The organism is Vibrio sp. Hal054 (assembly GCF_037162405.1).
Classification (GTDB): domain Bacteria; phylum Pseudomonadota; class Gammaproteobacteria; order Enterobacterales; family Vibrionaceae; genus Vibrio; species Vibrio diazotrophicus.
On the sequence record NZ_JARLUT010000002.1, the window covers coordinates 942,093 to 956,892 of the forward strand.

17 protein-coding genes are annotated in these 14,800 nt (G+C 46.7%); 6 read left to right on the top strand and 11 right to left on the bottom strand.

Annotated elements, in window-relative coordinates:
- Nucleotides 1-42: 42 nt before the first annotated feature.
- From P4S58_RS20325 to rsxA, 7 genes are all read right to left on the bottom strand, one after another.
- On the bottom strand, nucleotides 43-303 hold the full coding sequence (locus P4S58_RS20325; protein WP_102939980.1) for an RnfH family protein: 261 nt from the start codon (nucleotides 301-303) through the stop codon (nucleotides 43-45).
- Nucleotides 300-1,037 carry an electron transport complex subunit E gene (locus P4S58_RS20330; RefSeq protein ID WP_337165430.1) on the bottom strand — a complete coding sequence of 246 codons (738 nt, stop codon included), beginning with the start codon at nucleotides 1,035-1,037 and terminating at the stop codon, nucleotides 300-302. Before P4S58_RS20330 ends, P4S58_RS20325 begins: the two co-directional genes overlap by 4 nt.
- Nucleotides 1,030-1,638: an RnfABCDGE type electron transport complex subunit G gene (locus P4S58_RS20335; protein WP_337165431.1), complete on the bottom strand. Its 609-nt coding sequence runs from the start codon at nucleotides 1,636-1,638 to the stop codon at nucleotides 1,030-1,032. Before P4S58_RS20335 ends, P4S58_RS20330 begins: the two co-directional genes overlap by 8 nt.
- Nucleotides 1,635-2,636, bottom strand: a complete 1,002-nt coding sequence (locus P4S58_RS20340; protein WP_337165432.1) for an RnfABCDGE type electron transport complex subunit D — start codon at nucleotides 2,634-2,636, stop codon at nucleotides 1,635-1,637. The genes P4S58_RS20335 and P4S58_RS20340 overlap by 4 nt, the downstream gene beginning before the upstream one ends.
- Nucleotides 2,633-4,264: an electron transport complex subunit RsxC gene (gene rsxC / locus P4S58_RS20345; RefSeq protein ID WP_337165433.1), complete on the bottom strand. Its 1,632-nt coding sequence runs from the start codon at nucleotides 4,262-4,264 to the stop codon at nucleotides 2,633-2,635. Before rsxC ends, P4S58_RS20340 begins: the two co-directional genes overlap by 4 nt.
- Before the next feature lie 9 nt (nucleotides 4,265-4,273).
- Nucleotides 4,274-4,807, bottom strand: a complete 534-nt coding sequence (locus P4S58_RS20350) for an RnfABCDGE type electron transport complex subunit B (protein ID WP_337165434.1) — start codon at nucleotides 4,805-4,807, stop codon at nucleotides 4,274-4,276.
- Nucleotides 4,808-4,879: 72 nt separating this feature from the next.
- Nucleotides 4,880-5,455 carry an electron transport complex subunit RsxA gene (gene rsxA, locus P4S58_RS20355; RefSeq protein WP_337165435.1) on the bottom strand — a complete coding sequence of 192 codons (576 nt, stop codon included), beginning with the start codon at nucleotides 5,453-5,455 and terminating at the stop codon, nucleotides 4,880-4,882.
- 330 nt (nucleotides 5,456-5,785) lie between these two features.
- Between rsxA and nifL the strand changes: the two genes are divergently transcribed.
- From nifL to P4S58_RS20380, 5 genes are all read left to right on the top strand, one after another.
- A complete protein-coding gene (gene nifL / locus P4S58_RS20360) occupies nucleotides 5,786-7,315 on the top strand; it encodes a nitrogen fixation negative regulator NifL (protein WP_337165437.1) in 1,530 nt (509 codons plus the stop codon).
- A 6-nt stretch (nucleotides 7,316-7,321) separates the two neighbouring features.
- Nucleotides 7,322-8,959 (top strand): nif-specific transcriptional activator NifA, encoded by a 1,638-nt coding sequence (gene nifA / locus P4S58_RS20365; RefSeq protein ID WP_337165439.1) that lies wholly within the window; start codon nucleotides 7,322-7,324, stop codon nucleotides 8,957-8,959.
- Nucleotides 8,960-9,126: 167 nt separating this feature from the next.
- Complete coding sequence (gene nifB / locus P4S58_RS20370; protein WP_337165441.1) at nucleotides 9,127-10,485, top strand: nitrogenase cofactor biosynthesis protein NifB; 1,359 nt, start codon at nucleotides 9,127-9,129, stop codon at nucleotides 10,483-10,485.
- Nucleotides 10,463-10,750, top strand: a complete 288-nt coding sequence (locus tag P4S58_RS20375; protein WP_337165443.1) for a 4Fe-4S dicluster domain-containing protein — start codon at nucleotides 10,463-10,465, stop codon at nucleotides 10,748-10,750. Before nifB ends, P4S58_RS20375 begins: the two co-directional genes overlap by 23 nt.
- A 37-nt stretch (nucleotides 10,751-10,787) precedes the next feature.
- Nucleotides 10,788-11,336 (top strand): nitrogen fixation protein NifQ, encoded by a 549-nt coding sequence (locus P4S58_RS20380; RefSeq protein WP_337165444.1) that lies wholly within the window; start codon nucleotides 10,788-10,790, stop codon nucleotides 11,334-11,336.
- A gap of 87 nt (nucleotides 11,337-11,423) precedes the next feature.
- Here P4S58_RS20380 and P4S58_RS20385 read toward each other — a convergent pair whose 3' ends face one another.
- The 3 genes from P4S58_RS20385 to P4S58_RS20395 are packed head-to-tail and all read right to left on the bottom strand — an operon-like array spanning nucleotide 11,424 to nucleotide 12,964.
- A complete protein-coding gene (locus P4S58_RS20385; protein WP_337165445.1) occupies nucleotides 11,424-11,918 on the bottom strand; it encodes a DinB family protein in 495 nt (164 codons plus the stop codon).
- 38 nt (nucleotides 11,919-11,956) lie between these two features.
- A complete protein-coding gene (locus P4S58_RS20390) occupies nucleotides 11,957-12,451 on the bottom strand; it encodes an AAA family ATPase (RefSeq protein ID WP_337165446.1) in 495 nt (164 codons plus the stop codon).
- 36 nt (nucleotides 12,452-12,487) lie between these two features.
- A complete protein-coding gene (locus P4S58_RS20395) occupies nucleotides 12,488-12,964 on the bottom strand; it encodes a DUF2059 domain-containing protein (RefSeq protein WP_171136957.1) in 477 nt (158 codons plus the stop codon).
- Nucleotides 12,965-13,175: 211 nt separating this feature from the next.
- Between P4S58_RS20395 and P4S58_RS20400 the strand changes: the two genes are divergently transcribed.
- Complete coding sequence (locus tag P4S58_RS20400; protein ID WP_337165450.1) at nucleotides 13,176-13,694, top strand: RNA methyltransferase; 519 nt, start codon at nucleotides 13,176-13,178, stop codon at nucleotides 13,692-13,694.
- Between the two features lie 115 nt (nucleotides 13,695-13,809).
- Here the strand turns inward: P4S58_RS20400 and P4S58_RS20405 are convergent, their stop codons facing one another.
- Entirely contained in the window at nucleotides 13,810-14,796 is a 987-nt protein-coding gene (locus tag P4S58_RS20405) for a HupE/UreJ family protein (RefSeq protein WP_337165451.1), read from the bottom strand.
- Nucleotides 14,797-14,800: the final 4 nt, after the last annotated feature.

Below are 14,800 nucleotides of genomic sequence, written 5' to 3' on the forward strand. Positions count from 1 at the left end.
CATCGTAAAACGTACAAACGACAAATTGTCACAAAGCCGACATCAATCGTCGTCATCATCGTCGTCCTCGGGTTTCCATATCAGAGGTCGATAAATTTCCACTCGGTCACCATTTTTCAACGGTGCATCGAGAGTGGTGATCTTGCCAAATATGCCAACCTTCTGGCTGTCGAGTTCAATGGTCGGATACATTTCTAAGATCTTCGAACCATGAATGGCACTTAAAACGGTCGCCTGTTCATCCACCGTCACGGGAAGCCACACTTGCTCGGTTGGCAAAGCATAGACAACGCTTACTTTCATCCTTGCTCTCCTTGCATATCCAGTTTCTCAAGGCGATTGCTTTCTAAAACCGCAAGCAGTTTCTGCTTCAAAGCCAGAACCAAGCCCAATGCGAGAAAACCGCCGGGCGGCAGGATCACCAGCAACAAACCGTGATAATCAGGAATGACGGTGGTTTCCAAAAACGAAAAACTCTTGCCGAGTAACAAGCTCGCATTACTAAACAAAGTGCCGCTACCAACCACTTCCCGAATACCGCCTAGTACGGTTAGCACCCAAGTAAAACCTAAGCCCATGAACACACCGTCAATAATGGAAGGCACTAAGGGAGAGCGGCTGGCATAGGACTCAACCCGTCCCAAAATTGCGCAGTTGGTTACGATGAGCGGAATAAAAAGCCCCAGCACTTTATGCAGTGGATGCAGATAGGCGTTAAGTAAAGCATCGATAACAGTCACAAGAGTCGCGATGATGATAACGTTCACGGGGATCCGAACCGCTTTGCTTATCACGCCTTTTGCTAGGGAATTGAGAGCATTCGAGAGCACCATCACCACCATCGTCGCAAGCCCCAAACCTAAACCGTTGGTGGCACTGCTGGTAACCGCCAGCAGTGGACATAACGCTAACGACTGACTGAGGATAATGTTGTTACTCCAAAGCCCTTGCTGAATGATATTTCTATATTCATTTTTGGATTTGGTTGCTGTCGAGCAGTTATCTATTGAACAGCTATTGGTTGAATGATCACTCATGGCTAGCCTCCTGCTCTTGTGCTAATGCGAGTAGCGCTTTATGGACACCCTTCACCACACTGCGTGGCGTGATAGTCGCGCCACTGAACTGATCAAAGTCACCGCCATCTTTTTTGACTGCCCAAAGCGGAGTGCTTTCTAATGAACATTTGGCAAAACTCAAAATCCATGAGCTTTTCGCTAATTCGATTTTGTCACCCAGCCCCGGCGTTTCACTGTGGCTGATAATCCGAACTCCAAGAATTTCTCCTTGTGGTGTAGTTCCTACCAAATAACTAATAGGGCCACTGTATCCATCTTGCACGCCACGAATAACCCAACTGATCACTTGGTGTTGGCTGTTCTCAACCGCAAATAAATCAAACTGTGAACCTTGATACTCAATGACTTTTCCGCTGGCAAACACATCGTTGCTGTACTCCTGACCCGCCAATACTTCGCTCAGAAGCGCATTCTGATCTTCTGCGATACGCTGTTCAATCAAAGGCTGGGTAATCCACTGAGTCAGCACCAAAAATATGGCAGCCAGACCGCATGTCACCGCAAGCAAACCTGCTTGGTAGCCAACCTGTTCTTTCCATTTTTCAATCTGCTCCATCATGATGATTTCTCCACCGCAGGACGACGACCAAACACATTCGGACGCATGTAGTAATCAATGAGCGGACTGGCAGCATTCATCATCAATACCGCAAACGCCACACCCTCGGGATAGCTACCAAATGTTCGAATTAACCAGACTAAGAATCCGCAACCCAATCCATACAGCATCTGACCTCGAACACTGGTTGGTGATGTAACGAGATCGGTCGCGATATAGAACGCGCCGAGCATAGCGCCACCACTGGTCCATTGAACCCAAAACGGAAGGTAGTTCTCTGGAGAGATAAAATTCGCCACCAATGCAGGTGCGCCCAGCCCTAACATAAAGCTGGTTGGAATTGCCCAATGAATAATGCGGCGATAGAGCAGATACAAACCGCCAAGCAAGATAAACAGTGCGTTAGTTTCACCAAAACTGCCTGATTGCTTACCCAGTAATAGGTCAATAAATACGATAGGTTCGCTGCGCTCGGTACTCAGAGCGGTTGCGGAGGTAACACCATCAAAATGAAACCAAGCATCGGGTACTGAAACCAAGTTATGGCTTAAATCAATGGGAGTTGGGTCTGCCCAAAGCGTCATTTCCACAGGGAAACAGACCAACAACATCACGCGCGCTAACATCGCAGGATTGAAAAGGTTTTGCCCTAGCCCACCATAGATATGTTTACCCAAAGCGATAGCAAAAACAGCACCAAATACCCCAAGCATGACCGGAAAAGTGGGTGGCAAACTCATCGTCAGTAACATGCCCGTAAGTAACGCAGACCCGTCCATACAAGCAATTGGGTTCTTTTTCATCGCCATCAAACATAGCCACTCAGCAACCACAGCAGCAACACAGGTTGCTAGCATTAGCACCACGCTGTTTAAACCAAACTGAAAGAAGCCAAAAATGCAGGCTGGCAGCAAGGTCAAAATCACGGTGTACATGATGCGAGTGCTGGAGTTCGCATTATGGGCAAATGGCCCTATCGCAGCGTCATACTTAATCATGCTTGCTCCTCCTTCGCTTGTCGTTGAGGTCTAGGTGGTCGTGCTGGGCGAACGGGCTTCTCTGAAGTTGTCTGTTCAGTATCTTTAACCGTGTCAGCCACTTGATTACGAGCCACTCTGGTAGGTCTTGAGGGTTTATCAGCTTTTGCTGTGTTTGAGCTTTCACAAGATGCAACCTTGCGAGATGGCCGTGACGGACGTGGCGTCGATTTCGCAGCAGCAACAGCTAGCGCTTCTTGTTCTAAGCGTTGCTTGCGAGCTTCATTGAGCGCTTTCACTTGCGCTGATTTTCTCTCTTGCTGAGCGTTAGAATTAATCACTCCTTTGGCGTGCATGAAGTACTGCACTAAAGGAATGGAAGATGGGCAAACATAGCTGCACGCACCACAAGACAAACAGTTTTGCACACCAAGTTCTTGAGTGCGTTTGAAATCAGAAACTCGTGTGTACGCGGCCATCTGAAACGGCATTAGATTCATCGGACATGCACGCACACATTGACCACAACGAATACACTCCTGATGCTTGTATTCATCGATCACTTCATCTTCTGTTAGAGCTAGAATGCCGCCGACCGTTTTATCTATCGCGGCCTGAAGTGACGGGATCACTTGTCCCATCATCGGTCCACCAAAAATCAAACGTTCTGTACTGTCACTTAACCCGCCACAATAATTGATCACATCATTGACGGGTGTACCGATAGGTATATCTATGTTGCATGGCTGATCAATTCCTTTTCCCGAAACCGTCACGATGCGCGAAACCAAAGGTCGTTCAAAACGCACCGCATGATATACAGCGCGAGCGGTCGCAATGTTGTTAACCAGAATGCCGATTTGAGTCGATAATCCACCCGCTGGCACTTCATGACCAGTAAGGGTTTTGATCATATGCTTTTCTGAACCCATCGGGTAAACACTTGGCACCAGACGGATCTCGACATCCGGTTCGGCATTGGCCGCATGGAACATCTCATCAAAAGCATCGCGCTTGTTGTCTTCAATACCGACGATGGCTTTTTTCGCACCGCTTGCGGTCATCATTAGCTTTATGCCGGCAATGATTTCAGCCGGATACGACTGCATAGTGAGATCATCACAGGTGAGATAAGGCTCGCACTCGCCACCGTTAATGATGAGCGTCTCCACATTCGCTTTGCGTGCAAACATCAATTTGGCGGCAGTTGGGAAACCTGCACCACCCAAACCAACAATCCCCGCTTCTTTTACTCGCTCGATAATTGTTTCAGGGTCGAGGTTAGTGATACTGCCACTGGAAGCGGGTTTTCCCCATTGGCGATCTTCATTTGCACGAATGATGATGGTATCGCACTTCACTTTGGCAGGATGGGTAGTCAAATGCTCAGTAATCGCTGTCACAATACCATTCACCGGCGAATGAACCGGAGCTACCATATCGGTATGCCCTACTGCAATTTTCTGACCGCGATAGACGTGTTCACCCATAGCCACCAGCGCTTTTAAACGTGCGCCATTGCGTAATTGCAAAGGCAAGAAAACATTACGAGGCCAGAAGCCAGTATCAATTTTCTTATCACTGGTTAACTCTTTATAAGCTTTTGGATGGATCCCACCACGAAACGGATGGCCGCTTAAACTCAACATAATCTACTCCTACACCGCGACCGGTAATGTTGGTTTTGGCCAGTACCAACTCGCTGCATCTGGCTGAACTTCAACCATAGATAAACAGCCTTGAGAACAGGCTTTCTGACATAACTGACATCCGGTACACACATCCTTGATAACCGTATGCAGTTGCTTTGGAGCACCGACAATGGCATCAAATGGGCACGCTTTATAGCAGCGGTTACACCCAGTGCACTGGGTTTCTGCAATGTACGCTACTAAAGGCTTATCTTGGTCAGCAACATCAATAGATACACCTAGCATCTCAGCAACTGACACTGCCAAATTCGCCCCGCCCGGAGGACAAGCATTCGGATTGAGTTCACCTGCCACCATTTTTTCAGCCGCTTGTCGGCAACCCGCTTCACCACATTGCCCACATTGACCTCCGGGCAAAATAGCTTCAATTTGGTCAACCAGTGGATTGCTCTCTACGCGAAACAAAATTGCTGCATAACCGAGTGCAATACCCAGTAAAGCCCCCAGACAGACAAAAAACACTAAAGCTATGACTAACATCGACAGTCCTCCTTGACCGCTACCTTCTTTGAGCTTTACCTCGCTCAACAACTACTTAAGCTTGGGTCAAACCTAAGCCATTCCTGAAAAGCCCATAAAAGCCATCGATAGAAACCCTGCAGTAATAAATGCGATGGGTGTACCTTTGAATGCAGAAGGAACACGGCTGAGTGCCAGTTGGCTACGTAATCCTGCGAACAAAGTAATCACAATTAAGAAACCCGCTGCCGAACCGACACTGAACATCAAGGTATCGATAAAAGAGAGATCATCCTGAACAGCGAGCAGCGCAACACCGAATACAGCGCAGTTAGTGGTGATCAGCGGAAGATAGACACCCAAAGCCTGATACAGAGCGGGAAAGCTTTTCTTTACGTACAACTCGGTAAACTGAACCACCGCAGCGATGACAAGAATGAACGCGATAATACGCATGAATTCGAGCCCCAGAGGTCGCAAAATATAGAACTCCAGCAGCCAAGTTGAGACCGTCGCGATGGTGAGTACGAATGTGGTCGCCACCCCCATTCCCACAGCGCTACTGATCTTGCTCGATACCCCCATGAACGGACACAGACCGAGAAACTTAGCCAATACCACGTTGTTCACGAAAGCGGCACTGAGCAAAATAATCAATCCTTCAGACATAACTTGATTCCTTTTCTACTAGGGTTAATTGCGAACAGGGTCAATTGACCTTTCCCTAGCTTGGTGCATACGTTATGCCAGCCGCCTTTTTTGCACTAAATTGATTCGCACACCCCCGAAAACACAGATGTTAACGCGCGATTAAGCGCTCTTTTTAAGCCTATTTTTGCTTTGTCAGGAAGGTGACAAAGTTCAAAATTTCTCTTTCGTTTGTCTTAAATCAAACAAGGTGGTGTTAGCTGAACCCAACTATTCCCATGCTTTTTATATGGAATAAGAAATGCATTGTTGCCTGTGACGAAGGACCAAACAGAGCAAAGGATGGCACTTATGGGACAAGTAGACACACTCTTAGAAGGCGCAACTCCGCCTATTTTCGATTATCAAGCATTTGAACAAATCGTCTCGCATGCGCCAGTCGCGATTAGCATCACCGACCACAAAGGCACTATTCTGTTTGTGAACCAAACATTCTCGGACATCACGGGCTACAGTTTTAGTGAGCTCATCGGCAGAAACTCTTCTCTTCTTTCTTACAAAGCCACACCAAGAAGCGTGTACGAAAACTTATGGAAAACCATATCGGAAGGGAATCACTGGCAAGGACAGTTAGTTAACCGTAAGAAAAGCGGTGAAGCGTATATTGCAGAAATCTCTATATCGCGTCTGTCGCATCCCCAAGGTGAAATCTGTTACTACGCGATTCATAAAGACATTACCGAGCCTCACCAACTCATAACCGAGCAAAAAAACCAGTTTGCGATGTTTCAGGCAGTGCTTAACGCTGCACCTATCGCCATCGCACTTGTTGATAGCTCACACCGTGTTCTGTTTAGTAATCAGAAGTTCAGTAATATTGAAAAGAGCATTGGACAGTCTCCGATTGATGCACTGCTCAACAGTTTGCTCAACGATTACGGGCATGACTCAGTCGCAGATTTCCTTGGTAAAAAGGACAACCGCTATAAAGGGGTTTATATCGAATCCAATGAACCCGTTCGTGAACGTTGGTTTGAGTACGCTTTGGTGAAAACACCAGTAGCAGCCAGCAGTGTGGATTCCTACTTCCTACCTGAAGATGACGACTATACCGTTATCGCAATTTCAGAAAGAACCCGTGAAAAACAACTGGTGGAAGAGCGCCGCATTAACGCCATGAAACTGATGGCGCGCGATAACAAATACGTGCATGCCATGCAGGAAGCTCTGATGGGTACGCTGCATCAATTGCAAGGTCCATTCAACATGATTGAATCTGCGGTACGTATTCTTAAACGCACCAACCCCGCCTGCCCAGGCTTAGTGGCAATGGATGAGGCGATGGATACTGCATTAGATGCAATGCAAGACATCAAACTAGCGATTCCTGAACGCACCAGCGAAGCGTTTCAGCCGGTTAATCTCAATCAGGTCATTCGTGATGTCAGTGACATCAGCACCGATGAACTGCTCAAGTCATCGTCTAACTTGGAACTGATACTGGCTCCCCGTCTTTCAACCATTAACGGCATGTCACACCGACTGATTCTGGCACTGAAACAGTTGATTGATAATGCAATTGATGCGATTCAGGCGGCGAAAACCAGCGACCGAACCATCATCATCTGCACGTACGAAAGTGACGGTGAAATTAAGGTGATTGTCGAAGACAGCGGTATTGGTATTGAAGAGTCGCAACGACTCAAAATTTTCCAACCATTTTTCAGCACCAAACCAAAACACCAAACTGGTTGCCGAGGTATCGGGCTTTCCATTGTGCAGCAGGTTCTCAACGAACACTCAGCCACCATTAATGTCAGCAATAGTGAGCGCTTACGTGGCGCACACATCTGTCTTACTTTTCCCATCAGCCAATGGTGATCGACTATGACAGACGAAATGACTTTATTGAACTTGGAGCGTCAGTTACTGGCGGCCATGTACAAGATATCCAGTGTGCTGAATACCAGCCTCAACTATGTGGAATCGTCCGATAAAATCCTGCAAGTGCTACACGATGAATGCGCTTTGCAGTGCGGTATGCTGACGATACTCGACAGTACACGAGACATACTGCTGATCAAATCGGTTCACTCTCCGCAACCGAATTCGGCAGCGCAGCACAAACAGGTGTCTTATAAAATCGGCGAAGGATTGGTGGGTGAAGTTCTGCGCCAAGGTAGCTCTATCGTGCTGCATAATCTTGGTAGCGACCAACGCTTTGCGGACAAGCTGGCACTGTATGACTACGAAAAACCGTTTATCTGCGTCCCTTTGAAAGACGCCAATGGCAAAGTAATCGGTGCATTGTCAGCCCAACCGTTAAAGTTTATTGAAGGCGTGATTACCTTACAAACCAACTTCCTAAACATGATTGCCAACTTGATCGCCAAGAACGTTCAACTGGCATACAAGGTAGAAACTCACCAACAACAATTGGTGGATGAGCGCGACAACTTACGACGCAAGGTTCGCAACAACTACAGCTTCCGCAATCTGGTTGGGCACACCAAATCCATGCGTCAGATCTTTGAGCAGATCAGGCTGGTCTCGCGCTGGGATTCTACCGTACTTATTCGTGGTGAATCCGGCACAGGTAAAGAGCTAGTTGCCAATGCCATTCACTACAACTCGCCAAGAGCCAACTTACCGTTTGTGAAACTGAACTGTGCAGCTTTGCCAGATAACTTGCTTGAATCTGAGCTGTTTGGGCACGAAAAAGGCGCATTTACCGGCGCGGTGAAACAGCGCAAAGGACGCTTTGAAATGGCGGACAGCGGTACCATTTTTCTTGATGAAATTGGCGAAACCAGTCCGGCTTTTCAGGCGAAATTGTTACGAGTGTTGCAGGAGAAAGAGTTTGAACGCGTAGGTGGAACCTCGACCATTTCGGTTAACGTGCGCATCATAGCGGCAACCAACCGCTACCTTGAACAGGAGGTGGCGCAAGGCAATTTCCGTGAGGATCTTTACTATCGCCTTAACGTTATGCCTATGTATTTGCCACCACTACGTGAGCGTCTGCAAGACATCCCTGAACTCGCCGAGCACATGATGCAAAACCTAAGTAAAGCTCAGCAACGTAAGCTGACACTGAGCGATGAAGCGATTCGTCTGATGATGTCTCATCATTGGCCGGGTAACGTGCGTGAGCTGGAAAATACATTAGAGCGAGCGTCGGTGCTGTGTGAATCAGGGGTTATTGGCCCAGAATTGATTTCTCTCAACAAATCTCAGCCAGTATTCCAAGCGCCAGCTCAGCCTGCGCTTCACCATCCCGTTCATAACCATAGTCCATCCGCTCATCATACGGCTGCACATGCCTCGCCGATGAACAGAGCATCAATGCCGGACTATCCTCATTCATCCCAAGAGATGGCAACGGGAGATGAGAGAGACATGGTGATTGATGCACTTGAGCGCTCAGGTTGGGTGAAAGCGAAAGCGGCACGATTGCTCAATATGACACCTCGTCAAATTGCTTATCGCATTCAGATTATGAACATCGAAATGAAGCAAATTTAGCGAGCAGAGCAAACAACCGCTGGGAAGGTTTGTCTGCTTTCAGACATTGTGGCAGACAAACCGCCCCAACCACTCTCCTAACCCTTTGAATATAAGTATTTTTACAGCGGAACGAAGCTTGCAGAACAACCGTATCGTTTGATTTCAGCAGTAAACAAGAGGTAGACATGGAAAGTCATTCTCGCGCTGTCGGGCCGCAACATTCAACCCAAGATAAGGTGCACCATTTCTTCACCAAACAGGTACAGGAAAAAATTCAGCAGCACCCTTGTTACTCCAAAGAAGCGCACCAGTATGCTCGGATGCATCTGCCTGTCGCGCCTGCCTGCAATATTCAATGTAACTACTGCAACCGCAAATACGACTGTAGCAACGAGTCCCGTCCCGGAGTCGTTTCAAGAGTGATGGACAGCAGTGGTGCGCTACGACAATTCAACGCAATTAAAAAGCGTGCGCCAAATTTAACCGTGGCGGGAATTGCGGGGCCGGGTGATGCATTAGCCAACCCCAAAGCGACCTTCGCAACCCTTCGTTTATTAAAACAAGCTCAGCCTGATGTTCAGTTGTGTATTTCAACCAATGGTTTGGCATTGGCCGATCATGTGGAGCAACTGGCAGAAGTGGGCGTTCACCATCTCACTATCACCATAAACACCGTCGACCCTGAAGTGGGTGAGAAAATCTACCCTTGGATCTATTTCAATCATCAACGCTTACGCGGCAGAGAAGCAGCGCAAACCTTAATCGAAAGGCAGTTGCTTGGTCTAGAAATGGCTGCTTTAGCGGGCATGTTAGTGAAAGTGAATACGGTACTGATTCCGGGTATCAATGACCTTCACGTGGCGGCGGTCTCTGAAGAAGTCAAAAAACGTGGCGCGCTGCTGCACAACATCATGCCTTTGATTTCAGACCCAAGTCACGGCACCTATTTTGGTCTGAGTGGTCTACGGGGACCAACCGAAGAAGAAGTCGCACTTGCCCGAGAGCAATGCGGCGGGCACATGCCACAAATGACTCACTGCCAACAGTGTCGAGCAGATGCCGTCGGAATGTTAGGCAACGGTGAATCACCATGCTCTAGCGCTTCCCAATCGAATGAAAGCAAACCGTCACGTGTAAACAAAAACATCCGTGTCGCAATTGCCAGTGATGGTAGCGAAAGTGAGCATATTCAACTTCATTTTGGTCATGCGACACGCTTTGAAATTTACCTGTTCAGTGAGCAATCACAGCAGTTTCTCTATCAGGAAACGCGTCATGTTGAGTTGTACTGTAATGGCAAAGATGACTGTGATGATGGTGGTGATGTCGATAAGCAAGCTCTGATTCAGTCCATCGCCGACTGCCAAATGGTATTGAGTGCCAGAATGGGCATCACACCATGGCGAGAGTTAGAAAAACTCGGCGTTCAACCCAATGTCGATTTTGCTTTTCAGCCTGTCGCAGCAAGCCTAGACAGTATTGCGAAAGATATTGTCGCGAACCAAAGTGAGGAGGTGGACTATGAGCTTTGTCATCAGCAATAAATGTGTTGGTTGCCACGCTTGTATGGTGGTGTGCCCAAATCAAGCCGTCTACCCAGATGCGGAGCTCGCCAATCAGTTCCATATTCATCCTAAACGGTGTGATGAATGCTCTGCGCATTACGACAATCCTCAATGCGCTAGCATCTGCCCTGTTGAAGAAGCGATTCTTGATAGCACGAGAAATCCGCTGAATCCGATAGGCAGCTTGATGCCCGCTATCATTGCAAGCCAACTGTCACAGCAGCAAAGTATCACTGATAGCTAACGTAGTCAGTCTATCTCAGAGACTAGAGAGGCAACGCATGATAGATAACGTCATTCAAGAGTATTGGCAACCAATAATAGAGAGCTATCGACGGGGTGAAACCGCCCTACCTCTCTACATGGGTTTAAACCAGAACGGTTACGACGCTCTAATGTTAGCTATGGGCATAGAGTTAGCCATGGGTTTAGAATCCGTTCCTTTTTCACAAGAAGTGGAAGAGAAACTCCGGCTACGATTGGAGCTGATGAATATGCGGATCGGTGAGTTGGAAGAACTAGAAAAGCTGTTGGTTGCGTCGCTCGAACCATCAATTGCGTTTGGCAGCGAAATGGTCACCGTCTTAGCCAGTGCTTGTTTGGGCAGCCAACATTTATGGCGAGATTTAGGCATGCCGGAACGCCCTCGCCTAACGGCTCTGTTTCGAGACTACTTTCCGTTACTTCATGCCAAAAACGTCAACAACATGCGTTGGAAACGCTTCTTGTATCGCCAATTGTGTGAAAACGGAGGTGACTATGTGTGCCGCTCACCAAGTTGCGAAGAGTGCGCGAGCTATTCCGAGTGTTTTGATATTGCGGCAAAGTAAGATGCTGACAGTATCAGTGAAATTTGGGATGTCTGTAGGCTGAAGAACACTCTTCAACCCAAAGACAAAAACATAAACGATCCCAGTCTAATTTTGCCTACGAGAAGGCTCTGCCTGATGTAAATAACGAGTGAAGGTATCTTTCGGACGCTCAAGACCGTTCGCTGCCAATGTTCTGGAAGCCATACCTCTGTGATTACTGCCGTGTGTTAGCAAGTGCAAAAGGATTTCTTCCACCGTCAGTGTCCCTAAGTCACCATCGACAAATTTAAATACGATGCTTCTCTCAAGCTCTTCAGGCGTCAGCGACTGAGCATAGTTCACCAGCCATGAATCATTCTGCTCCATTGTCTGACGAAGTTCTGCGATCGTAGGTGTTTCAACGGTATTATCAGCACTGTATTTCTCTGGCTCCCCCAGAATCCGACTGATAAAAAGGCTATCGACCACAGTGGTATGGTTGAGAATACGGACAAAGAAAATCGCGTCATCTTGCGGAAGTCGATCAAATTGCTGCTCACCTAACGCAAGTAACTCAGCGTTTGCCCATTGTTTATATTGAAATGCTTTTGCTAGCTGCATTTTTGCTCCCGTAATAGTCCATTAAAAACGCGATTAAATTAGCTTCTTTCCACTCGCACGATATTCAAATTCTCATCGCTGGTTGGGGGTTCGAAATACTGAGTCACATGATGAAATACCGCCTCTGTATCGAACTGTGCTCTCTCAGGTTGCTCTTTTCGTCGCTTTGCTATTTGGGACAAACACTGACTGTCAGAGAGATCCAAGTAAACCAGCTCATGCTCACATCCCAATTCTGAGCACATAGAACTAAACCATTGTCGCTGTCGGGCTGTGTTGGCTGGAAAATCCATTACCACGTTCGTCCCTACTTTCAAAATGCTTTGAATATGGCTCTTAATGAAGGGTTTAATTGCCGTGGAAAACTGAATGTAGTCATCAAAGGTTTGAATTTGATTGGGATAATGAGCAGATAACCATTCGTCCTCGGAGACAAGTACCGCACTGTTTTCAGCAGCGACAACTTTGGAATAGGTTGATTTACCTGCCCCCATTTTTCCGCAGAAAAAGAATAGTTTTCCTAATGACTTCATATTGTCTCCATGTCGTTCTGTTGATGACTAACTAAACTATTTCGCCTGATGTTTTTCAATGAAAGGCGTCAGCTTTTCCAGCAATAAGTGCTGTTTATTTTGCGCTTCGTTCATACCCAACTGAGCGCCTTTCTGCGTCAACGATGGTGATTTCTCCACCAGTTTTTTCCCTGTTGGACTTTCAAAGAAACGAATAACATCTTCCATTTCATCGACAGTAAACGTTTGTGCATATACAACGGCAATCTGTCTTTTGAGACCTTCTCTGTCTAAATCATTGTTAAACCAATCGCGATAAATGTTCTTCAATTCAACCGTTTCTTCGTCATTGAGTCTTAGATTGTCAGCCAGTTGATTGACGATAGGAAGCATGCTCTCAAAACCACCCAACATTTGTTCATCTACTTTCATCGTGACTAACAATTTTTCTGCTGTTTCTATTTGTGAATCAGTATACGCATGCGCAAAACCTACAAACATAAAAGACAACACCAGTGCGATTACTTTGTTCATTTCTCATTTTCCCTTTTAATAGTAAAAATTTAATATGCAACTCATTCCTAATCAATGAAACCGACCATCGCACTTTCTCAGAAAGCAATCAATTTTATTTATAAGAAAACCATCAACCAGCAATAGTACTTCTCACCATTTAAAGCCATAATTCGACCAACTCGTGAGTTTTAAACTCTCACCTTAAGAAATCAGAAGTAGAAAGACAGTAATGACAACAGAGTCGACAGCCATTATTGGACTGCATAATCCTAAGAACCCAACCAATGTAGGCGCGGTATTGCGCGCAGCAGGTTGCTACAACGCAACGCAGGTTCGTTACAACGGAACACGCTATAACCGAGCTGCAAAGTTCCAAACTGATACCAAACATGCCCATGAGCGAATTGGATTGGTGGAAATGGAAGATCTCACTTCAGCGCTTGCTGATGATATTGAGATCGTATGTGTTGAGCTGGCGCTTGGCGCCGTCCCGCTCCCTCACTTCACTCACCCAGATAAAGCGATATACGTGTTCGGTCCAGAAGACGGTTCCCTACCGCAAGAGGTCGTCGATAAAGCCCATCATGTGGTCTATGTTCCAACCACGGGCTGCATGAACCTTGCTGCGACAGTCAATGTTGTGCTCTATGACCGTATGGCGAAAACCATGGGTAACATCGATCACCACCAGCAAGTGTTGGCAAACAGAGACAATAAGAACAGATTGATAGTGAAAGAAGGTGGTTAGCTTCATCTTCTGAGTTATACATCTTATAAGCGATTGATCTTGTGAACAAAAGAAGGGCTGCATCATGCAGCCCTATGTTTTTTAATACGTTTATATAAGTTGCTTGTTCAGCCGATTACCCACTGATAAACATGATATCCAGACGTTCAATTAGCCAAAATGTTGCTAGTGTTCCGATGCAATAAGCGGTAAACACAGGCGCTCTTTGTGGCAAGTCTCGGAATCGTCTATAAATCGCAATCAAAGACAACAACGCCCCAATAAACATCAACTGTCCCATCTCAACGCCAACATTGAAAAACAGTAATGCTAATGGAATATCGCTCTGTGGCAGGCCGATCTCTTTCAGCGCACCAGCAAAACCAAAGCCATGCAACAAGCCAAAAGTAAAAGCCAGAATCCACGGCCAACGACTCGCCAGTGTCTGTTTCCCCTTACGGAGATGAATAGCTTCAGCAGCAATTAAAACAATACTCAACGCGATCAAAGCTTCAACAGGTGGCGGCGGGAGAGATACATAGTTTAATGTGGCAAGTCCCAGAGTAATCGAATGTGCAACAGTAAAAGCCGTAATGGTTTTAAACAACATCAGCCAACCGCTGACAATCAACATTAATGCCGCAACAAATGCTAAATGATCCCAGCCTGCAAGTATGTGCTCCACACCTAAACGAGTGTAAGAGAAAACCAACTGCCAACCTGTCTCTGCTTTTGGTATTTCTGCTGAGTTCTCGCGAGGCTTTAACAACAAACTGTAGTGCGAACCGTCAAGTAATGAGATGTTAACCAGCGCGTCCATCGCAGTGCGGTTAAGGTTTTCGATGCTAATCGTAGAACCAGCAAGGCTTGTCTCCCCTGTTAAACGATAGCGAAACAGAACAAAACCATTAATGACGTTTTCGCCGGGCATCGGTGTCAACGTAAATCCCGCATCAAAAACCGGACGTATGTTCTGTACCATACCGTTGTTGGTTGGAACCTTCCAAAGTAGCTCATATTGGTTTGCGCTCTGTTCATCAATTTGCAAATAAGCAGGGCGAATCTCATGCGCGTGTGCAAATGGAATATACAAGGCAAAGCAAACCAAAAATTTAAGCATCATGCGT